At 67.7% G+C, this 22,740-nt stretch carries 23 protein-coding genes; 13 read left to right on the forward strand and 10 right to left on the reverse strand.

The window, feature by feature from the left end:
* The first annotated feature begins 22 nt into the window (after positions 1-22).
* From OG285_RS32515 to OG285_RS32555, 9 genes are all read left to right on the forward strand, one after another.
* On the forward strand, positions 23-583 hold the full coding sequence (locus tag OG285_RS32515) for a glyoxalase/bleomycin resistance/dioxygenase family protein (protein ID WP_371793052.1): 561 nt from the start codon (positions 23-25) through the stop codon (positions 581-583).
* Between the two features lie 106 nt (positions 584-689).
* Positions 690-1,133 carry a hypothetical protein gene (locus OG285_RS32520; protein WP_371793053.1) on the forward strand — a complete coding sequence of 148 codons (444 nt, stop codon included), beginning with the start codon at positions 690-692 and terminating at the stop codon, positions 1,131-1,133.
* A 238-nt stretch (positions 1,134-1,371) separates the two neighbouring features.
* Positions 1,372-1,644 carry a hypothetical protein gene (locus OG285_RS32525; RefSeq protein WP_371793054.1) on the forward strand — a complete coding sequence of 91 codons (273 nt, stop codon included), beginning with the start codon at positions 1,372-1,374 and terminating at the stop codon, positions 1,642-1,644.
* Positions 1,641-2,021, forward strand: a complete 381-nt coding sequence (locus OG285_RS32530; protein ID WP_371793055.1) for a DUF6233 domain-containing protein — start codon at positions 1,641-1,643, stop codon at positions 2,019-2,021. The genes OG285_RS32525 and OG285_RS32530 overlap by 4 nt, the downstream gene beginning before the upstream one ends.
* A gap of 260 nt (positions 2,022-2,281) precedes the next feature.
* Positions 2,282-2,788, forward strand: a complete 507-nt coding sequence (locus tag OG285_RS32535) for a hypothetical protein (protein ID WP_371793056.1) — start codon at positions 2,282-2,284, stop codon at positions 2,786-2,788.
* 26 nt (positions 2,789-2,814) lie between these two features.
* The gene (locus OG285_RS32540; protein WP_371793057.1) at positions 2,815-3,381 is read left to right on the forward strand and encodes a hypothetical protein; all 567 of its coding nucleotides are present in this window, start codon (positions 2,815-2,817) and stop codon (positions 3,379-3,381) included.
* A gap of 94 nt (positions 3,382-3,475) precedes the next feature.
* A complete protein-coding gene (locus OG285_RS32545) occupies positions 3,476-6,058 on the forward strand; it encodes a Helicase associated domain protein (protein WP_371793058.1) in 2,583 nt (860 codons plus the stop codon).
* Positions 6,059-6,418: 360 nt separating this feature from the next.
* Positions 6,419-6,949 (forward strand): hypothetical protein, encoded by a 531-nt coding sequence (locus OG285_RS32550; RefSeq protein WP_371793059.1) that lies wholly within the window; start codon positions 6,419-6,421, stop codon positions 6,947-6,949.
* A 95-nt stretch (positions 6,950-7,044) separates the two neighbouring features.
* Positions 7,045-7,923, forward strand: coding sequence for an ATP-dependent DNA ligase (locus OG285_RS32555; RefSeq protein ID WP_371793060.1), 879 nt, complete (start codon positions 7,045-7,047; stop codon positions 7,921-7,923).
* Positions 7,924-8,104: 181 nt separating this feature from the next.
* On the opposite strand, the gene OG285_RS32560 is transcribed toward OG285_RS32555, so the two are convergent.
* The 7 genes from OG285_RS32560 to OG285_RS32590 all read right to left on the reverse strand — a co-directional run bounded on the left by OG285_RS32560 (position 8,105) and on the right by OG285_RS32590 (position 14,790).
* Positions 8,105-8,794: an IS701 family transposase gene (locus OG285_RS32560; RefSeq protein WP_371793061.1), complete on the reverse strand. Its 690-nt coding sequence runs from the start codon at positions 8,792-8,794 to the stop codon at positions 8,105-8,107.
* Between the two features lie 486 nt (positions 8,795-9,280).
* Positions 9,281-11,029, reverse strand: a complete 1,749-nt coding sequence (locus tag OG285_RS32565; RefSeq protein WP_371793062.1) for a hypothetical protein — start codon at positions 11,027-11,029, stop codon at positions 9,281-9,283.
* 182 nt (positions 11,030-11,211) lie between these two features.
* Positions 11,212-11,970 (reverse strand): N-6 DNA methylase, encoded by a 759-nt coding sequence (locus OG285_RS32570; protein ID WP_371793063.1) that lies wholly within the window; start codon positions 11,968-11,970, stop codon positions 11,212-11,214.
* Positions 11,967-12,107 (reverse strand): hypothetical protein, encoded by a 141-nt coding sequence (locus OG285_RS32575; protein WP_371793064.1) that lies wholly within the window; start codon positions 12,105-12,107, stop codon positions 11,967-11,969. The genes OG285_RS32570 and OG285_RS32575 overlap by 4 nt, the downstream gene beginning before the upstream one ends.
* Positions 12,104-12,496 (reverse strand): hypothetical protein, encoded by a 393-nt coding sequence (locus OG285_RS32580; RefSeq protein ID WP_371793065.1) that lies wholly within the window; start codon positions 12,494-12,496, stop codon positions 12,104-12,106. Before OG285_RS32580 ends, OG285_RS32575 begins: the two co-directional genes overlap by 4 nt.
* Entirely contained in the window at positions 12,493-13,707 is a 1,215-nt protein-coding gene (locus OG285_RS32585; RefSeq protein ID WP_371793066.1) for a recombinase family protein, read from the reverse strand. Before OG285_RS32585 ends, OG285_RS32580 begins: the two co-directional genes overlap by 4 nt.
* Positions 13,708-13,788: 81 nt before the next feature.
* Entirely contained in the window at positions 13,789-14,790 is a 1,002-nt protein-coding gene (locus OG285_RS32590; protein WP_371793067.1) for a DUF6884 domain-containing protein, read from the reverse strand.
* Positions 14,791-14,916: 126 nt separating this feature from the next.
* Between OG285_RS32590 and OG285_RS32595 the strand changes: the two genes are divergently transcribed.
* Positions 14,917-15,771 (forward strand): hypothetical protein, encoded by an 855-nt coding sequence (locus OG285_RS32595; protein WP_371793068.1) that lies wholly within the window; start codon positions 14,917-14,919, stop codon positions 15,769-15,771.
* Positions 15,772-15,779: 8 nt separating this feature from the next.
* Here the strand turns inward: OG285_RS32595 and OG285_RS32600 are convergent, their stop codons facing one another.
* Positions 15,780-17,078, reverse strand: coding sequence for a hypothetical protein (locus tag OG285_RS32600; protein WP_371793069.1), 1,299 nt, complete (start codon positions 17,076-17,078; stop codon positions 15,780-15,782).
* 58 nt (positions 17,079-17,136) lie between these two features.
* On the reverse strand, positions 17,137-17,571 hold the full coding sequence (locus tag OG285_RS32605; protein WP_371793070.1) for a hypothetical protein: 435 nt from the start codon (positions 17,569-17,571) through the stop codon (positions 17,137-17,139).
* 1,757 nt (positions 17,572-19,328) lie between these two features.
* Here OG285_RS32605 and OG285_RS32610 point away from each other — a divergent pair.
* Positions 19,329-19,634 (forward strand): hypothetical protein, encoded by a 306-nt coding sequence (locus OG285_RS32610; RefSeq protein WP_371793071.1) that lies wholly within the window; start codon positions 19,329-19,331, stop codon positions 19,632-19,634.
* A gap of 111 nt (positions 19,635-19,745) precedes the next feature.
* Positions 19,746-20,249 (forward strand): hypothetical protein, encoded by a 504-nt coding sequence (locus OG285_RS32615; RefSeq protein WP_371793072.1) that lies wholly within the window; start codon positions 19,746-19,748, stop codon positions 20,247-20,249.
* A gap of 75 nt (positions 20,250-20,324) precedes the next feature.
* On the opposite strand, the gene OG285_RS32620 is transcribed toward OG285_RS32615, so the two are convergent.
* Positions 20,325-20,660 carry an Lsr2 family protein gene (locus tag OG285_RS32620; RefSeq protein ID WP_371793073.1) on the reverse strand — a complete coding sequence of 112 codons (336 nt, stop codon included), beginning with the start codon at positions 20,658-20,660 and terminating at the stop codon, positions 20,325-20,327.
* Between the two features lie 208 nt (positions 20,661-20,868).
* Here OG285_RS32620 and OG285_RS32625 point away from each other — a divergent pair, with 208 nt between their 5' ends.
* On the forward strand, positions 20,869-22,722 hold the full coding sequence (locus OG285_RS32625; RefSeq protein WP_371793074.1) for a DHH family phosphoesterase: 1,854 nt from the start codon (positions 20,869-20,871) through the stop codon (positions 22,720-22,722).
* Positions 22,723-22,740: the final 18 nt, after the last annotated feature.

Raw genomic sequence — 22,740 nt, forward strand, 5'->3', positions numbered from 1 at the left:
AACTACCGCCACCAGGAGACCCATGCACACCGACCTGACCGTCATCTACACCGAGCGCCTCGACGACTGCCACACCTTCTACGCGGGCCTGGGGCTGGACTTCGACAAAGAGCAGCACGGTACCGGCCCGGAGCACTACGCAACTGTCCTCGACGGGGGGATGGTGTTCGAGCTGTACCCCGCCGGGGGCCGGCCGCCCACGGGCAGGTTGCGGCTGGGCTTCACCGGCCGGGCCAGCACGGGCTGGCGCCCTGTGGGCCGGCATGTTCTGACCGACCCGGACGGCCGCACGGTCGTCCTCACCGTCACCCCGGAGGAACCCATGACAGAGCAGGAAGCCCTCGACACGGTCCGCCAGACCCTGGGCGGTGCTGCACGCGCGGAGGCGAAGATGTTCCCCGCGGGGAACCTGTCCATCACCGTCCATACGGGCGGGCACGCGGCGACGATCGACGGGCACCCGGAGACCGGGTGGGCGTGGACGCTCGACCCGGGCGAGGACGACGGGTTCTCCGGCCACGACCAGACCGCCCCGAACCTCGAGGCTGCGCTCGCCGCGGTTCGTGACGCGGCCTCCGCCTGACCCCCGAGTACGTGAAAGGGCCGACAGGGCCGGGTCCGAAGACCCACCACCCGAGGGTGGGGAGCAAGCCCTGTCGGCCGCACATTCCTCCAGAGGAGAACACCTGATGGTATCCGCCGGACCGCCCGTACCACCGCCTGGCCGGGACGGTGTGACGTTCCCGGAGATCGCTGCGCACTACGGGCTGACGGCCCGCTACGTCGCGGAGAACGCCCGCTGGGGCCGGCACCCCGAGTGGCCAGCCCGGGTGGGGAAGCGCGGCAAGTCCGGCGAGTACGACCCGAGTGCGGTCGAAGCGTTCGTTGCCGCACATCACACCCGGGTGCTCTTCGGGATCGAGTCGAAGCGGTCTTACACGGTCAAGGAGATCGCCGCCGTAACCGGACTCGCCGCAGACACCATCTACGCAGACATCAGCCGTGAGCGCTGGCCTGCCCCCGACCAGACAACCGAAGACGGTACGCGGCTCTGGTTCGGGCAGACCATCTCGCGGACGATGACCGCACGCCGCTCGTACCGTGGATCTCAGACTTCCCGAGCCGAAAATTAACCTCAGAAGGAGAACGACCATGAACTTGAGCTGTAAGTGCGGAGCCCGGACGTACGAGGGACACCTGAAGAAGACAGCGAAGGGCTACCCCGCCCACTGCTACAGGGGCGTCCCGCCCTGGTCGGACAAATAGCCTCAGTGAGTGCCTGCGGACTCGCCTCCTCATGGGCGGGTCCGCTTTCGTGCTCTGGGCGTGCTGTGGCGGGGCTGTCATAGGCACCGTTTAGGCTCCGGACCTGTGGCGAAGCAGAAGACACTGAGTGCAGAAGAGCAGGCCGAGCTGGCGGCGAGAGCCCTGCTGGTCGAGCTGAAGCGCACAGCCGAGCAGGCGCAGGCGGCCGCGCTGGCCAGCCCGTACTCGGCCAAGGGGTGGACGCCGTGGCGGGAGGCGGCGCAGGAACTCCAAGCGGCGATCACCCAGCACGCGGCCGTGCACGGCGTGAACCGCTTCAAGGTCGAATCGTGGGTGACCTACCAGGCCCTCCACGCTGAGGACGACGGAGCGGCATGACCGGCCAGCCTGACCCGGAGCCCACCACGGCCGAGCGTTTGCAGATGCTGCAATTCCTCTTGCGCGTCCAGCTCCAGCAGGTCGAGCAGACCCGCCGGTGGATCGAGGCCGCCGAGCGCGAGGTCCAGGAGGAGCAGCGCCGCCAGGAGCGTGCCGCGCAGCCGCCGCCGGAGTGGGTGGCGCAGAACGGTGTCGGTGCTGGCCCGCCGACGATCCACACGACGCTCGGGGACTCTGCAGACACGTGCTGGGATGCCGAGGTGGACTACGCGCGGGTCCGGCCGATCAGCCGGGAGCAGGCGCTGCGCGCGCTCACCGTGGAGGGCGCGTATCCGTGTATCCAGTGCCGTCCGGACACGGTGCTGGGGCTGCTGTGAGCTGCACCTGTCAGGCGGGGGTGTGGAGCCGGCGGTGCATCTCTCGCCGAGGTTGTAGGGCCTGATGGTCAGGGAGTGGACGAGTACGGCGGCGGGCGCACGATCACGGGTGCCGGGGGCGCATCTCGGCTTCGGGCGGCAGGCCGCGCTCCTGGAGCCCCTTGATTTTGAGTGGGTGTGGAAGTTGATGGGGGATCCCTGTTGACACTTCGCTGTACGTACAGCATAGTGGAGTCATCACCAAGGGACAGGGGAACCCGATGAACACCACTGCCGCCGCCGACACCGCCAAGGTCACCGTCGCCACCATCCGCGACTGGGCCCGCCGCGGCGTCATCGAGGCCACCAAGACCGCCGGCCGGTGGGTCATCGGCAGCGCCTCCCTCGCCCGCCGCATCGCGATCGGCGCCATGAAGCGCCCCGCCCGCAGGGTCATCTACTCCATCGAGACGATGCTCGCCATCGGCGGAAACCGCTGGCAGCGCAACGGCATGGACCGCGTCTACATCAACGACTGGGCCGCCTTCGCCGGGATCGAGACCACCCGCTACAACACCGGCAGCATCAGCTCCGCCTCCTACCAGGGCCAAGGGATCTCCAACTCCCAGGCGGGCCAGCTCCTCGGCTCGATCGACAAGGTCTGGTTCGACGCCGCCACCGGCAAGCTCCACGGCCGTTACGGCTACAGCGAGTCCCGCGTCGCCACCCGCGACGAGGTCTGGGCCGCTGTCATCGCCGGCATCCGTACCGCTATCGCCGCCCTCTGACCACACCACCCAGAAGGAGTACCCCAATGAGTGACACGACCAAGAGCTACGGCACCTGGTGCAACCGGATCAACCAGTACTCCACCAGTCCCGACGCGGACGTCCTGAACGTCATCAACGGCGGGGACAGCGACTGGCGGGAGCTCCTGGAGAACTCCGGGGCCCTGGCGCTGATCCGGGACGAGTACCGGAACGCGATCAACGCGGCTCTGCCGCCCAGTATCTCCCTGTGCGGGGATGAGTTCATCGGCCCCGCCTACCCGGACGACGACGAGTTCGACGGCTACGCCACCGACAAGCACGGCGCCCTCGACCTCGCCGCGGTCCTGGAGGACATCGATCTGGAGCCGATCGTGGAGCGCAACGACCCTCTGACACTGGAGTCGATCGGCCGCCATGAGCTCAAATCCCAGTCGAAGACCCCCGGGAAGGTCGCGTCGGCGGCCATGGCCCGGTACGGGGTGAAGGCGTTCTACCACGGGCCGAACCCGCAGTCCGGGCGCGCCCAGTCGTATTTCCTCGCCGGGGAGGTCCGTGCCGCTCTGGAGGCCCGCCTCGGGCAGGGCAAGCGGACCGACAGGGACGCGGCGTAGCGGTTCTCGTCGACCGGCCCGGCCGCGCCCCGCTCGCTCGCTGAACCGGGCGGGGCGCCATCTCTCATCATCAGCTTGCTGGAGGAGAAACACTGTGGACCGCAACACCGGCACGGTGGAGCCCGTTCTGCGCCCGTATCAGGGCGAGGCGGTCGCGGCGATCACCACTGGTCTCGCCGATGGGGGCAGAGGTCAGCTTCACGCGGCATGTGGCAGCGGCAAGACGCTGATGTCGGTGATCTCCGCCAGGGAACTGGTCCCAGGGAGCGGGCTGGTGATTGTGCTGGCCCCGTCGCTCTCCCTGGTGGCGCAGACCGTGACGGCCTGGCGGACCCTCTCGCGGATCGACGCGGTTCTGGCTGTGTGCTCCGACGACACGGTCATCGACGCTCCGGTGCACGTGGAGGACATCGAGGGCGAGGTGACCACAACCCCGGCGGAGATCAAGGACTGGCTGTGCACCCATAGCGGCCGCAGGCTGGTCGTGGGCACCTACCTCTCCGCCCACCGGCTGGCCGAGGCATTGACCGACCAGGACGTGCAGGCAGACCTCCTGGTACTCGACGAGGCGCACCATCTGGCCGGGAGAATCGACTACGCGACCCGCCGGGTGCTGGACGAGGCGTTCCTGCCGGCCCGGCGCCGGCTTTTCATGACGGCTACCCCGAAGATCGACGAGGTGCGGGCCGAGACGGCTGTGGGCCTGGTGTCGATGTCGGACACCACCGTGTTCGGACCGGTGCTCTACGAGTACCCGTGGGCAAGAGCGATCCGCGAGGGCTATCTGGACGACTACCGGGTTGTCGTCATCGGGGTGACCCGGGCGCAACTGGTGCAGGTCCTCAACGATGACCGTCTGCTCGTCGACGGGCCGGGAGCACCCGACCTGCGTGTCCTGGCGGCGCAGGCAGTGATTGCGCAGGCAGCACGGCAGTACGGACTGCGCCGGATCATCGCCTTCAGCAGTCGTCTTGACGCGGCGGCGGAACTCACCCGGACGTTACCCGCCACTCTGGCCCGGCTTTCCGCCGGCAGCCGCCCCGAGGGCATGGTGTACGCCGAGCGGGTCTCGGGGGACATGGACCACCGTCAGCGGGAGAAGGCGCTGGCGTCCCTTCGGACGCCCCCTGGAGGCCCGGATGGGTGGACCGTGCTGACGAACGTGCGTTGCTTGTCCGAAGGCGTGGATGTGCCCACCGTGGACGCGATCGCCTTCACTCACCCGAAGACCTCCCAGGTCGACATCGTGCAGGCGGTCGGGCGTGCCGTGCGGCGTTCCGGCAGCGAACAAGGCATCGCCACGGTGATCGTGCCCATCGTGGTTCCCGACTCCGCCGAGGAGGTCGGAGACCTCGACCCGGGCGAGTACCGGGTGCTGTGGCAGGTATTGCGGGCCATGCGCGCTCACGACGAGAACCTCGGCATCGAGCTGGACACCCAAGCCTCACATGCGCGAAGCGGCAATCCGCAGCTGCCGTCCCGGATTACCGTGGAGCTGCCCCCGGGCACCAGCGACGACGTACTGGCCGGGATCAAAGCCCTGACGATCAAGCAGGTCACCTCCCCGTGGTGGGAGGGCTTCGGCCACGCCCGCGCCTACTTCGAGGTTCACGGCAATCTGAACGTTCCCTCCGGTTACGTCACGGAGGACGGATTCCAGCTGGGCCGGTGGGTGATCAACGCCCGCCAGCACCGCCGCAAGGGATGGCTGCGGCCCGAACGCATCGCGGCTCTGGACAGCATTGGCATGGTGTGGAACACGGCTGAGGTGCCCTGGAACCGGTTCCTGAAGGAACTGCGCTCCTACCGGGCGCAGTTCGGGCACGTCCGTGTCCCGCAGTCCTACGTCAGTCCGACCGGCTACACCCTCGGATCGAAGATCAATAAGACGCGCACCGAGCCGACCCGGACACCGGCAGCCGTACGCGCCGTCCTGGACGAGCTGGGAATGATCTGGGACAGCCGCGACCTGGTCTGGCAGGAGTTCTTCACCGCCTGCCAGGAGTACGTCCAGGAAGGGGGAGACCTGAACAGCGTGAAAGCCGGATGGAAGACGAAGGACGGCTACACGCTGGGGAGTCGCCTCAAGCGGTACCGGACGAAGTGGCAGCAGGGAACCATCGACCCGGCAGAGCTGGCGTCCCTCGAAGAACTCGGATGGAGGCCCGACCAGGGCGGAAGGGCCGGCGCGTGGGCACGGTTCCTGGCTGCCGCGGACCGGTATGTCGCCCTGCACGGAAGCCTCAAGACGGTCCGGAAGGACTACGTCGATGATGAGGGATACCCCCTGGGCAGCTCTGTCATGTATTACCGGAATCTGAAGAACGGCACGAGAAGCAAGAACGGCAGACAGGCTGCAGTCTCTCCTGATCGCGTGCGCGCTCTGAACGAGCGGGGCATGGCCTGGGAATCGGTATGGACAACGAAACCGGGCCGCGACGCGACCCAGGACGAGGCGAGAACCCTTGCGTCTCTGCCCCCGTCCGGTCTCGGAGCGGAGGTCATGCGACTGGTTGACGACCTCAAGGTCACCCAGTCCAGCATCGCGGCCGCGCTGGGGATGAACAGGTCGCAGCTCAACACGAAAATCCAGGGCTACCGCAAGACCGGACGATGGCCGATGCGCGCTGCTCGCCAAAGTTGCCCCGCGCACACCGGCCTTCACTCCAACGGGTGACGGGCCCGCGCACTCGCGGTGCTGTTTCCGGCAGGCTGGCGTCGTGCGGTCGCCGCCCGGGTTGCCCAGGAGGTTCCAGGCCTGGCCGTTGCCCGTGCCCCGCAGGGGAAGCGTGACCGACCAAGAGTTCTTTGTAACAACGAAAGTGGTGTGGCGACAATGACTTCATGCAAGGCCCCCCGCACAAGTTGCGGGACCCCGTCAGGCTGGAGAGCCGGCGGGCGGTGCCCTGCGTGCCGGGCCGCCCACAACCGGGCCGACGCCGCACGCCGCGGCCTGAGCGACGACCAGCGGAGCCGGGCCCTGAGGGCGCTTCGGCGCGACGGTGGGACCCCGGGGGAGGCTGCTGACGCTGCGGGGGTGAGTCCGCAGTCGCTGTCGCAGGCGGCCAGGGCGGACGGAGAGCTGCGGGCGGCGCTCGACGGGATGCCCCAAGCCGTCCAGGTCATTGCCCGGAGTTGGGACTGGCTGGCGGCACTCACGCGGCTGGGCGGGGACCAGAAAGCCGCCGCCCAGGCCATCGGAATCCACCCCTCCATGCCGCATAGCTGGCGGCATGCTGACCCAGAGTTCGACGCGGTGGTCGTCGCCGTTCTTGCGTGGATCAGTACGGCGAACGCGCGCCTCGTCAAACGACACCGCGTCAATGGGCCGAGCCGACCCGTCACCCTCGACCAGCTTGATGCGGCTGCCGCCCACTTGGAGCAGGGCGCGAGCGTCGCGGCGGCGAGTCGGCTTGCCCAGGTGTCGAGGCAAACACTGTTTAACCGGGCTGCGGACAGTCCTCGCTTGAGTGCCGCTCTGAAGGCGCGCGGAAGGGGGTCTTTCCCGAAGCAGCACGCCCGGAACACGGAAGCGGCCCACTCCGGCGAGGGGCAGGCCACGGCCTAGTCAGGATGGCCGGGTCCAGGCCTGGCTATCGCTTACAGACCTCGCGGTTGCAGGCTCCGGCTGCCGTGAGCGTCAGCCAGGGAGATGCTGGGGGCATGGACAGCGCGTCGCTCGAGGTCGCCCTGGCGCGGGCCGCAAATGCCTTGCCAGAGGGCGAGGGTTGGGCCTACGAGCCGAAATTCGATGGTGACAGGACGACGGTCCAGCGTGGCCAGCACACGGTGACGATGCGGTCGCGGGCGGGCCGGGTGGTGAACGGGTCCTGGCCGGACCTGGTGACAGCTGCCCAGCGCCTACCTGCCGGAGTGCTACTCGACGGTGAGATCTGCGTCTGGCGCGGCGGCCGGCTGGACTTCGGGGCGGTTCGGAGCAGGGCGTCGAGTAGCAGCCTCCGTGCCCGGCAACTCGCCGCATCCATGCCCGCGTCCTTCGCGGCGTGGGATGTCCTCGCTCACCCGGACCATGGGGAGGATCTGCGGGGCTGGCCGTACTCGGAGCGGCGGCAGATTCTCGTGGACCTGCTCGCGCCGCTGGGGCCGCCCTTGCAGCCGGTGCCCATGACCACGGACCTGGCCGAGGCGCGCATCTGGTTCGAGGTGCTGCCCGAGCAGGGTCTCGAGGGCATCGTCGCCAAACGGCTGGACGGTCGGTACCCGCGGGGGCGGTCGGGCGGGTGGCAGAAGATCCGGCACTCGGAGACCGTGGACTGTCCGGTGGTGGGTTACATGGGGACACCGGCGAGGCCGACGCATCTCGCGGTCAGGCTGCCGGATGGGCGGGTGGCGTTGACTCGTACGCTCACCGCGGCGGTGCGGGTGCCGGCCGCGGCGTGGCTGCGGGACTCGGGTCCGGGCCGGGCCGCTCGGACTACGGCGGGGGAGAAGTACCTGACGTGCACGCGGGGCCTTGTCGTGGAGGTGCAGGCGGGGACAACGCGGCACGCCACGGTGTCTGCGACCAGGGTGAAGGAGTAGGGCGTGGTGCCCGGCGGTGGCATCGGCTTCGGTGATGGGCGCCGCCGGGCGATTCCCACAGTGTCAAGGGGTACTGAGCGATGGCCTCCTGGTGGGTCCGCCGCTACCGGCACCTTGGCCTCACGAGTATGGGGGCTCTCCCGGTTATCCGTACCCCCGCCTGCTGCGATCCCGTGGGCTGTCACGTCCCTCTGGCAGGAGGGGTGGTCTGTTTGGCGACCCAGGCGTCGCGTTCGGCGACTGTCTCGGCGTGAGCTGCCATCTCGCCCTTGACCTGCAGCGCGTAGGCCAAGCCGCAGTCCTCCAGGCCATGGCGGAAGTCGGCGTTCGCCCCGTAGCCGGCGTCCGCGACCAGCACCGCCGGCCGCAGCCCGACCGTGGCCAGTTCGTCGAGCATGTCCAGCGCGAGCTGCCACTTCGGCCGGTGATGCTCACTCTCCGGGACCCGGCACCGGGCCCGACGACCGGCAGCCTCGCTCCCGTCCCAGCTGCCCGGCAGGAACAGCCGCCAGGACAGCGGACACGACGCGGCGTCGGACGCCGCGTGGACACTGACCCCGATCTGGCAGTTCCCGACTTTGCCCAGGGTGCCGGAGTACTGCCTGGCCACCCCGGGCGAGGACGTACCGTCCTTCGGGAACCCGGTGTCGTCCACCACCCACACCTGCGGCCGCACCACCGCCACTGCCCGGCGGGCCAACCTGGCGCGGACGGTGTCCACCGGCCAGGTCGACGAGGTCATGAACTGCTGCAACTGCTGATGGTCCATGCCGAGCCGGCCAGCCATCGGCTGCATCGACTTCCGACGCCCGTCCAGCAGCAGGCCCCGCAGGTACAGCCCGCCCTTCACCCGCTGATCAGCACGCGCCAAAGGCGCGAACACCTCCCCAGCGAACTCCTCCAACCGAGCCCGACACGCAGCGAGTTCAACCAACCTCATACCATCAGGAAACCACCAGAACGACCACCTGCCTAGAGACATAACAAAGCCCTACTAGGGCCCGCAGGAGCCCGTGGCGGCGCCTGTTGGCGTTGCTGGGTCTCGGCGGGGCTGCGGTGGCCCGTACGGACGCGCAGGCGGCCCGGTGGGCGCACGGCGCGGCGGGGGAGGAGCCCTCGCGGCGGCGGACGATCCCGGACGTGTCCGCGTGAAGGTTTCCCGAGTACGCGGCAGCCAGCACGTCGGCCAGCCCCGTGCACCAGCCCATACGGGGCAGTTCGGTTCAAGCATCGCGTTCATCGAGCCACTGCTCCGCGCTTCGGTTCTCCACCTCTGCACCGGCTGGCTCGCCACGGGCGGTGTCGGTGCCACCCATTCGAGCGGTGTTGTTGGCCCGCGCCGCACCCGACGTGGCCACTACCGGAGCACACCCTCATGCCGGTCCTCCTCCGCTTTCGCAGCATCCTCGAAGGCGCACCCGTACAGGTTCAGCGTCTCTTCACGGGCGGCCTCGGCACGGGCGGCAGCGTCCTCCATACGCGCGCACTCGGCCATGTAGTCAGACAGAGCACCCGCCTCGCGGTAGACCTCTGCCGAGTCCTCATAGTGTGCGGCGTCCCGCTTCGCACGGTCCACGTCGTCATACGCCTCCTCGCAGGACCGGACAGCCGACCACACGTCCCCGGCGAGCGCATCACCCTCGCGGACCCGGTCTCCGCACGCCTGCGCCCGTTTTAGGTCACCGGCGGCGAGCACCACCGCCTCGTGCACACGGACGCGGGCCGTCGTCAGCCGCTCCACCGCCGCCTCCCACGCGGCTGCCCCTCGGCCGGACGCCGCGCGCTCGGCCCGGGCCTCGTCGCGTCCGGCCAGCCCGGCACGGTCGGCCTCCGCCCGCGCCTCAGCCCGCTCGCCGGCGTAGTGCGCATCCCAGTGCAGGGCACGCTCGAAGTCTCGAACGCCGTTGTACGCGGCCTGGGCGGTCTCAAGCGCCGCCCACTCGACAACGGCGTGCTCGGCAAGCCGGGCCGGCTCCCCGTAGCTGTTGTGCGGGTATTTGGCCCAGTCGGCCAGGCGCTTACGCTCGTTCCCGGTACCGAACCCCTTCGGGTTCCTGCGGACGGCGGCCGCCGCCTTCCGCAGGTTCTCAGCGCCGCGCCCCTCGATCCGGTCGACCACGGCCAGTGTGTACACCACAGCGGCTACGTCGACCCGGTCACCGGCGATCAGCGCTGCGGAGGTGTACCGCGACGGGTAGTACACCGACCGGCTGGAGCGCTTGGACTTCACCCAGGCGTCGTACTGTGCCACGAACGACCGCGAGGGATCTCCGTGTCCGGGGTGCGGGACGCCGTCGTAGTCGGTGTGGCCGTCGAACCATGCACACCAGGCGCGTGAGGAGTCCTCGAACATCACGATCAGCCCGGCGTACCCGCGCGCCGACGGCTCACGGCCCGACTCGGCCAGCTGCCTGCGCCACTCGGCCTCCTGGGCGTTCAGCCGTTCCTGTGCCTCCTCGATGATGGGAGCGGCAAGTGCCTCCCGCTCCGCGCGCGCCACGGCGTCGGCGATCGCTTCGCCGGCTTCCTTGACGTGCTGCCCGGCCAGCACGATCGCACGCCGCCACGACGCGCACCCTCGCGCGTCGTGGCCGTTGGTCTCGGCCAGCCACGCCCGCGTCGCCTTCACGGCGTCGGCAGCCGACCACTGTGCCGTCTTCGCCTCCGTGTAGGCGCCGGAAGCGAATTCGACCGCCCGGTCACCCGTGGCCGTTGAGCCGTCGAGGGCGTCGAACGCATCCTGCGCGTCGCGCAGCGCGGCAGTGACCTTGTTCGCGGCCTCCTCTATCTGCCGGACCCACTCCGCGGCGTCGCGCCCCCACACCGTCCGACCTGTGGCCTCCTGCTCTCGCGACACGACGCGCACGGCCCTGACTGACTCACGCACAGCCTTGAACCCGCCGGTCGAAGCGGACGTCACGAACTTGCCCGTCGCCTCGTTCCACGCGCACACGTGCTCGGCCTCCTCCACCCCGGCGCGCACCATCACGAGCCCGGAGACCACTGCGGCGCGCACCCACAGACGGCCGGTCCAGCGGCGCTCCGCACGCACGTCCCAGCCCAGCTGCTCTGCCGCGTGCACGAGGGCGCGCGCGTTCTTGGGCATACCTTCCAAAGCGGCCGCCGCCGCTTCGGCACCGATGGCTGCGGCACATCCGCCGCAACGTCCAGAGCGGACTTCCCTGCACTGGCACGCCGGACACGACTCGGCTGCCGGATCCTTCCCATGCCGTGCCGAAGTATCGTCGCTCTCGGCGTCAGAAGGATCGGTTCGTCCTTGCGCGATCGTCATCGCTGCACCTCCAAAGCGTCAGCAGGTTTTCCGGTGATGTCCTGAGGCGACGCGACGATCAGCCGCCGTGATCCATCGAACGCCCGGGCCAGCCTGAGCTTCCGGCCCCAACCACCCAGGACATGAGCGGGAGTGGGCCACGCGTCAAACGTCTCCAGCGTCAGGACATTGCAACGGCGCACAACCGCGGGGATGTGCAGCAGCGTCAGGTGGACGTAGATCATGTGCATGGCCTGGGGAGCTATATCCTCCGCCGTCACGTGCAACTGCGTCTGCGGGTTGAGTCCGCGCCCGAGCATCGCCTGCGACAGAGCAACCACGAACGCGCCCGCGCCGCAGCTTGGTTCATACACATTGGCGAAGCCGTCCCTCTGCACCTGCTCGACCACCGAGTCGATCTGCATCTCGGCCATCAGCCGGGCAATGTCGTAGGGCGTGTAGAACTGGCCCAGCCTCTCGTTACCGAGCTCCAACTCCATGTAGAGGCGGCCAAGCACGTCACACGGATCGTGCTCCAACTCCATGGTCACCAGCGCCAGGGCGTGCGCGAAGCGATCCAAGTCTGTTCTGCTGAAGCCGTCGACGATCTGGAGGTATTGCCTTTCACGCGCGTTCCAGCACTCGCTCGCGCGGACGTCCACGGCGTTGCGCAGAGCCAGCGCCGCCATCTCGACGAAGTTGTCGAAGACTTCGCTCATCCGCTTCGCGCCGGTGCTCGCCGCCAACAGCTTCCCGATCTCGCGATAGCTGCTCATGCGCCCGGCACCACAATGGCCGGAACCTCGGAGACCCGGACGACACAGTGGACCTCCGGATCGAAAGGAACGACGCGCGGGTTCCAGAACCCTTGAGCGGCGAGCCGCAGGAACCCGTACGGGCATACGTCGGTCATACGGCGCCCTCGGCTGTCGTGGCTGATTCCGCAGGAGGCTGTGAGTCGTCCTTCTTCGCCTGTTCGGCGAGTATCTGTTTCACCTGCCAAGCCGGTGCCCGTGCTGCCAGGGCGATGTCACGCTGCGTGGCACGCCGCAGAGCCAGGGCGTGCACCGCGGCGCGCAGAGCCTGTTCGCGTGCGTCGTCGGCGGCCCGGAGCGTCTCCAGCTCCGGTGTCACCGGGATGAGCCTGACCTCGGCGCTTACGCCGACGAGTTCGAGCCCCTGCGCGGCGTTCGCCTCGACCGCCCTCAGCGTCCGCCCGTGTGCGTACACACCGTGCTCGGCAAGGTGCGTCACCCATGTCTGGGCGCGCCGGTGGGCCTGGCCCTCAATAGTCTCGCTCACGCCGCGCTCCCCAAGTCCTCAATGACCTGCTGGACGAGCGTTTCCGGCACCGGCGCGGGCAGGACGATCTGCCGGTTCCCGATCCGGTACAGCGTGTGCATGGCGTTGCTGCTGACCGTGGTGACGGTGAGCCCGAGCCTGGAGGCCGCTGCCCGGACCCGCAGCAGCGGGCCGCCTTCGACGCCCGCGCGCAGTCCCGCGGTGACCTCCTGGGCCTGCATCCACTCCTCCAGGCTAACCACCGGCTTGTGTACGACCTTCGGCGACCACACCCACTGGGAAATGGGGTTCCGCTGCGAGAACCCGGCGCGGCCGGTGCGGGTTGCCCGCCGGTTGTACACCTGATAACCCGTCAGCTTCGGGTTCGAGACCAGACCCTCGACCCTGTTGTAGGTCCACTCGCCCTCGATCGGGTACCGGTCGGGCTCCGCCTTGAGGATCGCGACGATGTCCGGGCCCTTCAGGTGCTCCTCGCGCCGGAGGCGGCACAGCTCCCGGGCGGCGTCGAACCGGCGCGGGTCGGGGTGCGGAGCGATCTTCTTTTTCGGCCGCTCCGCGCCGAAACGTCCCTTCCCCTGTACCGGGGCGTTCTCATCGATCAGCGTGATGTACGGGTACGGCGCATAGCCGTGGTTCCAGCCGTTGATGGCGTGCTGGATCTGCCCGCCCATCGACATCTCGTTCAGGACGGTGCGGTAGACCTCCGCCTCGACCTGGCCGTAGCGGCGGCTGCGTAGCTGGCCGGACTTGGTGCCGCCGACCGGTTCGTTGGCGTACACCACCTCTGCCCCGAGGCGCTCCAGCTCGTCCTCCACGGTGAGGCTGGTCAGCATGGCGCGTGCCATGCGGTCGGAGCGCTCAGACAGGACGTGGGTGACACCCAGCTGCTCGACACGGTCCACGAGGTCCTGGAGTCCGCCGTCCCGGGGGGTCGGTACGGCGAGGGCGTCGTACATCTCCTGCGGCCCGAGGCCCCGCAGGTCCGGGGGCAGCATCCCGGACTCGACGTCCCAGAAGTACGCGACGAACTCCTCGCCCTCCTCCAAGCGTTCGGAGGCGAGGACCACCTGCCGCGGGATGGACGAGGCCGGGTTCTGGTTGTCCTTGGTGGAGACACGACCGAGGAACACAGCGCGGCGAGGACGCGCGTCGGCCTGCCGGTAGTTGGGTAGGTGGCTGAGGTCGATGGGTGGGGCGAACGGGTTGGCCATGACGTTCCTACGGACTCGGAGTGGACAGTGGTGCTCTGCTGGGGCCCCGGCGGCCCCCAGGCGGCCCCCCTTGGGGGGCGTTCACTGTGTGGCGTACTCGTTGTGAAGGGTGGCGGCCTTCTTCCACCAGGCCTCGCGCACGTCGGCTTCATCGCGGGCTCGCGCGCACTGGCCGCGCTGGTCGCCCATGCCGCCGGCCAACGGCGCGTGCAGGTGCGGGACGGACGGCAGAAGCAGCGCGGCGTAGTCCTGGCCGCCGAGGAAAATGACATCCGCGTCGTCCAGGCCGAGACCCGCCGCCTGCCAGTAGATCGTCTCCGGGGTGACCGCCTGCTCGTCTTCGAGGGTGACGTCGTAGGGGAGCAGGCGTCGGTCAAGCGGTACGAGACCGTGGAGCGCGGAGAGGATGAAGATCAGCGACGGGCCCGTCAGAGCGTCCGCCGCCTCGCGAAGGGAGCGGTGGTAGTCATCGGTGTACAGTTCGCCGGCCGGGTGGCCCGGGAGCGGGTTGCCTACCTCGTCGAAGCCTGGATGCGGCAGCTTCTGCATGCCGCAGGCAATGACGACGACACGTCGTCGGCGGACGTCGATGCTCCCGCGTTGCCGGGCGTAGATCCGCCCCGCTTCGGTGAGGTAGAGCGGGCGGCCTGTCTGCTCCCATGTTGCCGGACCCCTGTCGTACCGCCCGGGCCGGATGGCGGCGTAACCGCTCGCCGCGATCTTCCGCAGGGTGGACCCCCGGAACCATACCTCGCCGGCGCGGTAGGCCGGATCATCCTGGCCGGGGACGTTTTGGTCGGGGCGCCGCGCGGCAGCGAGTACCGCCTCGTGCTGTCGGCCGGGCAGCTTCGGCAGGAAGCGTGGGGCGTCCGCCAGCGCAGCACGACCCGGATTTTCCTTCCGCCAGGTGTCGAGGGCCGTCCGTCCGAGCGCGGACATCCGATAGGTACCGCGGTCGGCGGTGTGCGGCACGACCAGGTCATCGGACATCAGCTTGGCGAGCGCTGCGGGGTGCCCGGCAACGAGACCGTCGTCGTTTGCCTCGAGGATCTTCGCGCCGGTAGGGCTGAGGCCGTGACTCATCTGGTGGCTTCCTCGTATCTCTGGAGTAGACGGTAAGGGGGAACGGGGCCCATGTCGTGGAGCTGGAAGTGCGGGCCCAGCTAGCAGAAGCTGCCTGCGCTGCGGGCCGATGGTCCGCGCGTACTTGTGGCAGCCGCCGTGGTACAGCGCCGTTGCCCCGACATCTTCAAGCGCCCGAGCGAGCCACCACCCGCCGTCTTCCTCAGCTCGGCGGGCGGTGGCTCCGAGTGCGATGAGTCGCCGTTCGACTGCCGCGTGGCCAGTCTCGTCTCGGCGAACCTTGGCTGCTGCGCGGTCGCTCAGCACGGTGCCGTCAGGAAGTACAACCAGACGCCGGGCGCGGGTACGGCCGAGATAGGCGAAACCCTGGCCGTGGCCGTAGACATGGCCGATGTGTCCCGGCATCACGTGGGAGGGGCCGTCGGCTGTGAGTCTGACACGCGGGACGGGATCGGCGTGCGCGACGATCCCTCGGATTCCCTTGGCGGCGGCGTCCTGGAATGCTCTCGCGCAGGCCCAGGATTCGCCGTTCGAAGCCACCGAGTCAAGAAGACACATACGCGAGAGCTCAAGCGATTCCTTGAGCGGGACCAGGTCCGGGAACACATTGAGGACGGCCGTGTTCATCGGAACCCCGAGGGCGAGCACCCCGACCAGACGGCCGCCTTCTGGCTCGCCGGGGCCAGGAAGCTGGTCGACACGCTGGAGGCCGTACGCGAGCCGTACGACCGGCCAGCTCGCACTGTAGTGATGGGCGACAGTGAAGCGCTTCGCCGGAGCCTCCGGGATCCGGACGACACGGTGCACCTCCGGGTCGAAGCCGCCGTCCCGGGTCCGTCTCCACGTCGGCAACCGGTGGCTCCAACGCTGGCACCAGGCATCGGCCCCTGGCTGCTGCAGCTCGATTTCCTTGGCGGGGACGCAGTCACCCCACCCCCCGTACGGGCCTCCCGCCCGCGTCCTTCGAGGAGTCTGCAGTGACCTGCTCATCACACCACCTCCCTAGTGCGCTTGCCCGTGGCCTTCGCGGCGAGGGCCTGCTGCTCAACGTGACGGGCCGCGATGTACAGGCCCTCCCGGTTCAGGTGCCGCGAGTAACTCGAGTCGAGGTAGAGCACAGGCACGTCGCCCGCGGCCTTCAGCAGAGCCGGGTGCAGCAGGTGCTTGATCGGACCCGAGCCGCCGCCGTAGACGTAGACGACCTCGGTCGTCGCACCGGCCTGCGAGAGGACGTCACCGAAGGAGGAGGCGATCTCGGCGACCAAGTAGCTGGCCTCGTCCTCGACGAAGCCGGCGGCACGCTGGTGACGATTTTTCACCAGCACCGACGGCTCCGCGTGGAGGAAGTCGGCCAGCTGCTTGCGCGAGGAGAACTGCAGGTTGGCGTCGGACTCGCTCATGCGCTCCATGGCGTTCATCAGCGCGGTGCCGTAGCCCTCGTCGAGTGTGGCGGCCGCCTCGGGGTTGAACCGGCCGTCGGTGAAGACCGGGAAGTTCACGGTGCCTTCGCCGACGTCGACGCCGATGGTGTGCTGGACCGCCACCAGATCAGATGCGGAGACGCCCTCGACGACGGACGCGTCTCGGGTGCGCAGATCGTCCAGCAGCGCCTGGGCGAGCGGCTCGCCCTTGTCGGTGATGGCGAACTGCGCGGAGGCACCCTCGGCCATCACCTGGACGTCGACGAACTGCAGACGCACCGAGACCGGAGTGCTGAAGTTCTTGATCGTCACCAGGTGCACTGTCGGGTCCGCGCTGCCCAACAGACCGATGAACTCGGCGGCGTAGGCGTGACGGCGCGCGACGAACTCAGAGATCGGCAGCGCCAGGCCGGCGCGCACCTGCACGCGGAGCTCGTGATCGGGCAGTGTGCCGTTCTCGCGGACGTAGTCGCGCATGGCCTTCGCGGCGAAGACACCCAGGACCAGAACCTTGCTCAGCTCCTGATCGGCCTTGGAGTGCTTGCCCAGCACCTCGAACTCAGTGAACTTCGAACCGCGCACGGACAGCGCCGCCCGGCCGAAGATCCGGCGGTCCGATGCCGCTACCAGGGGAGTGGTGAGCGAGCAGTCGATCTGGTTGTAGAAGTCGCCGGCCAGCACGGAGGCCGCATCCGCGTCGGGGAGCGGCACCTTCGGCGAGGTGCGAGACGTCGAGACGACCGCGCTGGGTAGATCGATCTCGTCGAAAGTCCCCTGCTTCGTGTTCTGGATGACGCCCTTGACGTAGCCGTTGCCGACATCGATGCCGCCGGTGAGAGTGATGATCTCGGAGGTGTTCGTGCTCATGAACTCGGCCCCTCGGTGTCTGTGTTGTCTGCCTGGAAGGTGAGAGTCACCGCGTCACTCAGCGCCGAGTGCTCGCCATGATTTCGTCGATGGATGACTGTTTCGGTGGCCCCAACGCGGGAATAGGGGCGCTTGCCGCGGGCTCCTCTGCCGTCTCGATCTGTGCGGGAACCGGCTCGGGCTGGGCTACCGGCGCCGGTGCTGTCTTCTCGACGACGGCTTCCGTGTCGACCTCGCCCTCGTCGGCGACTGCGGGCTGAAGCTGAACTGCCCTGGCGGTCGGACGGCGCTCGCTGACCGCCTCGTCGTCCTCGCGCTGCTCGGTGTTTTCCAGCGGTGGCCGACCACGACGCGGCAACTGGTCGACGGGCTTGTAGAAGACGTCGATGTACCCGTCGCGCTGAATGGACTCCCGAATGAGCAGCCGAATCGACTGCGAGATGTCCGCCTGCTCATTGAGCCAATCGATCACCGAGGTGTCGGCAGCAGGCACGGTCCAACGGACCTTACGAGGTTCACCCGACTGGTTCGCCAATGTACTCACCTCGCCCTGCCACTCGCTCGTGCATCTCATCCGGTCGTTCGCCGGAAGTCTCTTGCTCGTCCATGTGGATTCGCACCCTTCCACGTTTTCTCTCGCATGTGAATCGATGCGAGTGCACTCTAGTGTCCTTTTCTGGCTCTATGCAAGTCACTCTCGATACGCTCTAGTGACACCATTGGTGTCGCTATCGAGTACTGGTGAGGGCGCTTACGGGACGCCGTGGCCACCCGCGTGGGTCGACTACGTACAAGCCGTCGCCGCCATGCACCTTTGGGCCCCACATGCGACGTACCAAGGGCTCTCATGGGCCACTTGCGAGACACCTAGGGTCACGGCGTCGTCCAGACGGAGTCGCATGGGAGTACTCAAGAAGTCCCATCGGTGTCTCGACTGTGCCTCCTGAGGGACGCCACCCGGCACCCCTCAGTAGATGCGTCCACCGAGGGTGTTGTCTGCGACACGGTCGGAGCGTACGCAAGACACCGTGAGGACGTACGCGGGACTCTGAGGGACTTATGGGTAGCAGTCGGTGTCTTATTCGTGTCTCAGTAGCGTCCCCATTTTGTTTTGATAGATCACTTTGGAGACACGAGTGGGACACCGTTTCGCTGCTTATTCATAGAGCCGAAATGCTTAGCCGAATCCCTTGTCGAAGCTCGTACGCGGACGTGGCGACACGGCCGTGAACCGTCAGAGGACCGAGATCAGCACGTCCGCCGACGAGCCATCAGCACGGTGACGGTGCAGCGCTGGTACGACGGTCGGTACAGGGATGTCATCGGGCCGTCATGGTCGGGAAGGGGGAGGGGAATGGGCCCTCGTGCGCAGCGAACGTGCGGATGCCGGAGCAGCCAGCTCCGACATCCGCCACATCAGCCCTTCCTGCCGTCAGCGGTCACGGTCTGCCGGTGATAGTCGATTCAGCATCGGCGGCTCCACAGGCCTGGGCAGCGGGTCGCCACACCGGATGTGCGCGTCGGCGCGGACCCGAACCGGCCCTAGATCTTGATGGAGTGACGACGAATCAGCATGAGGTACGGCGGTATCACGGACGTCGAAACAGCAGTACACCGAGAAGATGTGATGACCAGGCGAAACGGTCGGACCCGTACCCCCGCTGCGCGGATAAGGGGGAGGGGTACGGGTCAAGTGGGTACTGACCGTTTCCCCTGATGTTCCAGGCATCCGTAAACGCTCCAGCAGTGGGACAGCGATGACGACGGCAAGGAGGCAAAAGGGCATAAGGGAACCTGATAACACGTGCCCTACGGGCCCTCGCTCCGCTCGGCCTCTCCGCTGCGCTCCGAGGACGTGTGAGTCGGCATAGCCGACGGGTTCCACCGCTCGCTTCGCTCGCCGGTCCGTCCGTCGCTGGCGCTCCCTCCGGCTATGCCCAGCGCTGCGCTTGAGGAAGGAATCCCCACCGCTGCCCCGCTGTAGTTGTCCACAGATGTGGCCAGCAGCGAAGGGTGTGCAGCAGTGGTGGATCGCCTGGCGCTGCGCGCAGGGCTCAGGCGAGGAACGACGACCCGGCCGACGGCTCGCTGCACGAGCCGTCCGGGAGCAGATCACACCTGCCAGATCTTGCCGGGACGTCGAGCCAGCAGAGCTGGCACGGGCGCACCGTCGAACATCGAGACCACATCCCACCGGGGTTCGCGCTTGATGCTCGCCACCCGCACCCGAGACCAGGAAGGGGCATCGCCATGACGCAGTCCCAGTCCGAACTCTCGCCCTACGACACCAGGACCCACTGCGAGCCGAAGCTGTGGCAGCCACACAGGGAAGCTGTCGCTGCAGCGATGCGCTCCGGCGACGAAGATGCCATCGGCAACGTCGACTTCACCGACGACGAGGACAGCGCGATCGTCACCGTGCACGTCTCCCGCGGAGACGACGGGATATACACCATCCACCTCATGCCGATGTGCAGCGACGATCAGATCCGTGTCGAACTCCACGCCGAGAAGGGCACGGTCACCATCGAAGCCGACACCGGACGACAGGCGTGAAGCGGCGGAACTCGCCAGACCATGAACGTCCGACGAGCGGCCTGGGTGCCGGACCTCTGGCTCTCGACTCCAGCTCCGGAGACCGCCGAGTCACAGGGAGAGGCGACTTGAATGATTGCTGAAATGATTCCAGAACCGTTCTCGCACGCCGTGCTCGTCACAGGTTCCCGCAGCTGGAACGACGAGAAGCGCATGGGTGAGACGTTCAACGATGCTTGGCGCGACTGGGGGCCGAGAACGTCACCCGGCCGGTACTCATCTCGGGGCATTGCCACAAGGGTGCCGACGCCATGCGAGCGCCTGTGGCGGGCCGCCGGCTTCGAGATCCGCACCTTCCCCGCCGCCTGGTCGGCTCATAGAAAGGGGGCCGGCTTCCAGCGCAATCAGGAGATGGTCGACGCAGCCCACGTGTTGCGCGACGCCGGAGCTCAGGTACTGTGCACGGTCTTCCTCGGCCTCTGCCGGAAGCCTGGGTGCACGAAGCGGAGCCAGGAGCAGTTCATGCTGCATACGCCGGGGCACTTCTCGCACGGCGCGATCCACTGCCGAACTCGCGCGCGAGCCGCCGGGATCAGAACAACCGACGTGATCCGTCCGTCGCTGCCGCCGTTCTGAGGATGCACGAAGGGTCCTGCAGCATGCCGCAGGACCCTTCAGGGTGGGACGGGAGGCGAACACCAGGGACCGGTACTACCTGCTCCGATCGATGTCGTGCGCCTCGTCGTAGGCCTTCATGACCCTCTTCGGGATGCGCCCGCGGTCCTCGACCTCGTACTTGTTCTTCTTGGCCCATGCGCGGATCCTGTCGCGCTCCTCGGGAGTCGTCTCGGGCACGAATCGCTTCTTGGGCGCTGACTTTTCGGCTTTCCGGCCGACCTTCAGGTACGGCTTCAGCGCGTCCTCAAGCTTCTTCTCCTCCTCAGAGGTGAGGTCGACCTCGTACCAGGTGTCACCCAGGCCGAACGTAGCTGTAGCTGCATCCGGTTTCCCGCTGAGATCTGACTCGACAATGCTTCGTTTGACCATGTCGGCGAGAGTAGCCGATTGTCAAGGGCCTTGAAAAGCCTGTCGCAGTCATTCGAGATAAGCGTGTCATTGAGAACCCGAATGAAACCCACAGGCGCTGCTATATGAGCAGATTGCTCAAATGGAACTGCTAAAATCACAGCAACATTGAGGGGTGTTACATACCCCATGCTCCGCCGATTAACGATCAGATCGAGAGGTCCCTGCCATGTCCACGCTTCATACCGTCGACGACCATTCGCTCACCGACGAGGACACCGACCTCTTCGAGCTGCTGTGCCGGCGCCGGGATTGGTCGGACCAGTATCTGAAGGAGATCGAATCCACCGAGCATGATGAACTCCTGGACCTGGCCGAGATGGTCGAAGCCCTTCATGACGCCCGGACCACGGGTAAGAAGATCACCATCGCCCCCGACTTCGACATGGATGGCATCGCTTCCGGCGTCCTCGGCTACGCGGGCCTGGCCGAGCTCGGCTTCAATGTTGAGCTGCACCTGCCCGACTACCGCCGAGGCCACGAGCTCGCGCCCGAGGACATCGCCGAGATCCACGCGAAGTGGCCCGACACACGGGTTCTGCTCACCTGCGACGGGGGAGTGAACTCCCACCGCGGCGTCGCGGCCGCGCGCGCCCTGGGCTGGACGACGCTGGTGACCGATCACCATGAGGAGCTCGCGCCGGGCTCGACCGCGGACGTCACCGTCGACCCGTGCCGGATCCACGAGACCTACGCCCACACTGGGATCTGCGGTGCCCACGTGCTCTACCAGGTGATTGAGGCCTACGCCCGCGTACACCGGACCGTGAAACTCTGGGAGATCCGCCTGCTGCGCCTGTTCGCCGGCCTCGGCACTGTCTCCGACGTCATGCCCGTGCTGTACGAGAACCGTCAGCTGGTGCGTGACGCGATCTCGATCGCCCGGCTGCTGCGCGTCGCCGCGCCGAAGACGATTCCCAATCCCTGGGGCGGGTTCGACGCTGACCCCGATGCCATCGACGTCGAGCAGTCGATCCTGATGCAACTCTTGCGCACTGAGCCCCACCACCCCGTATTCCTGCGGACCTTCGAGGGCTTCGCGATCGTGCTCAAGGCCTTCGCTCAGATCGGCAAGATCCGCGATCTCGACGACCTCGACGAGGGCTTCTTCGGTTTTTACCTTGCCCCGGCGATGAACAGCCCGCGGCGCACGGAGGCCTCGCTGGAGCCGTGCTTCCAGGTATTCACGGCCGCCGGCGCTGACGAGAAGCTCAAGGCCGCCCACCAGGTGATCGAGACCAACGAGCTGCGCAAACAGCTAGTCATCAAGCACATGAAAGAACTCGGCACTGGGGAGCAGCCGTTGGCCCCGTGGGTGTACTTCTCGGACGCTTACCCGGGCATGTACGGGCTGCTGGCCAACCAGATGATGGAGCGTAACGGTCATCCGGTAGTCGTGGTGAACCGGCCCGCCGGTGCCGACGACTTCGTCTCGGGCTCCGGTCGCGCGCCGGGATGGTTCAACATCATCAACAGCCTGGAACCCTATGACGGGCTGAGCGCTATCGGGCACCAGCAGGCCTGCGGCGTCCGCGTCGCGAAAGCCAAGAAGCTGGGCGACCTCGTCACGGTGCTGCAGGAGGCGACTCAGGTCGCCCTGCTCGCCGTCAGCACCGATGGCCCGAACGGTGATCTCGTGCTCGGCCCGGACGACGACTGCGACGCCGGCCTCGAGGACCTGCAGCCGTTGTTCGAGCTGGTGCGCCGGACCGAGGGGCTCAAGCCCTTCGGTCACGGCTTCACCGCCCCGGTCGTCGAGATCGCGATCGAGCCCCTGGGCCTACGCGTGGACCGGATCGGATCCGAATCGCAGCACCTGCGCCTGGTCACCCGGTCCGGCCTGTCCTGCCTGTGGTGGAACGTCGCCGAGGAGAAGTACGAGGTGCTCCAGAGCCTGGGGCGGCGCGCCAGCCGTACCGAGCTGGGAACGCTGCGCTTCGTGGCCTCGCTGCAGCTGAATACCTTCCGCGGTGACACCCGGGTACAGGCCGTTATCGGCGAGCAGATCACCACGGCTGCGTGAGATGCACGAAGGGGGAGG

It is taken from the genome of Streptomyces sp. NBC_01471, from assembly GCF_041438865.1.
In the GTDB taxonomy this organism is placed as follows: Bacteria; Actinomycetota; Actinomycetes; order Streptomycetales; family Streptomycetaceae; genus Streptomyces.

What these genes read in the sequence shown, in the direction of transcription:
- OG285_RS32515 (WP_371793052.1), top strand. Translation starts at nt 23, where the DNA reads ATGCACACCGACCTGACCGTCATCTACACCGAGCGCCTCGACGACTGC.
- OG285_RS32520 (WP_371793053.1), top strand. Translation starts at nt 690, where the DNA reads ATGGTATCCGCCGGACCGCCCGTACCACCGCCTGGCCGGGACGGTGTG.
- OG285_RS32530 (WP_371793055.1), top strand. Translation starts at nt 1,641, where the DNA reads ATGACCGGCCAGCCTGACCCGGAGCCCACCACGGCCGAGCGTTTGCAG.
- OG285_RS32535 (WP_371793056.1), top strand. Translation starts at nt 2,282, where the DNA reads ATGAACACCACTGCCGCCGCCGACACCGCCAAGGTCACCGTCGCCACC.
- OG285_RS32540 (WP_371793057.1), top strand. Translation starts at nt 2,815, where the DNA reads ATGAGTGACACGACCAAGAGCTACGGCACCTGGTGCAACCGGATCAAC.
- OG285_RS32555 (WP_371793060.1), top strand. Translation starts at nt 7,045, where the DNA reads ATGGACAGCGCGTCGCTCGAGGTCGCCCTGGCGCGGGCCGCAAATGCC.
- OG285_RS32565 (WP_371793062.1), bottom strand. Translation starts at nt 11,029, where the DNA reads ATGCCCAAGAACGCGCGCGCCCTCGTGCACGCGGCAGAGCAGCTGGGC.
- OG285_RS32570 (WP_371793063.1), bottom strand. Translation starts at nt 11,970, where the DNA reads ATGAGCAGCTATCGCGAGATCGGGAAGCTGTTGGCGGCGAGCACCGGC.
- OG285_RS32575 (WP_371793064.1), bottom strand. Translation starts at nt 12,107, where the DNA reads ATGACCGACGTATGCCCGTACGGGTTCCTGCGGCTCGCCGCTCAAGGG.
- OG285_RS32585 (WP_371793066.1), bottom strand. Translation starts at nt 13,707, where the DNA reads ATGGCCAACCCGTTCGCCCCACCCATCGACCTCAGCCACCTACCCAAC.
- OG285_RS32590 (WP_371793067.1), bottom strand. Translation starts at nt 14,790, where the DNA reads ATGAGTCACGGCCTCAGCCCTACCGGCGCGAAGATCCTCGAGGCAAAC.
- OG285_RS32600 (WP_371793069.1), bottom strand. Translation starts at nt 17,078, where the DNA reads ATGAGCACGAACACCTCCGAGATCATCACTCTCACCGGCGGCATCGAT.
- OG285_RS32610 (WP_371793071.1), top strand. Translation starts at nt 19,329, where the DNA reads ATGACGCAGTCCCAGTCCGAACTCTCGCCCTACGACACCAGGACCCAC.
- OG285_RS32615 (WP_371793072.1), top strand. Translation starts at nt 19,746, where the DNA reads ATGATTGCTGAAATGATTCCAGAACCGTTCTCGCACGCCGTGCTCGTC.
- OG285_RS32620 (WP_371793073.1), bottom strand. Translation starts at nt 20,660, where the DNA reads ATGGTCAAACGAAGCATTGTCGAGTCAGATCTCAGCGGGAAACCGGAT.
- OG285_RS32625 (WP_371793074.1), top strand. Translation starts at nt 20,869, where the DNA reads ATGTCCACGCTTCATACCGTCGACGACCATTCGCTCACCGACGAGGAC.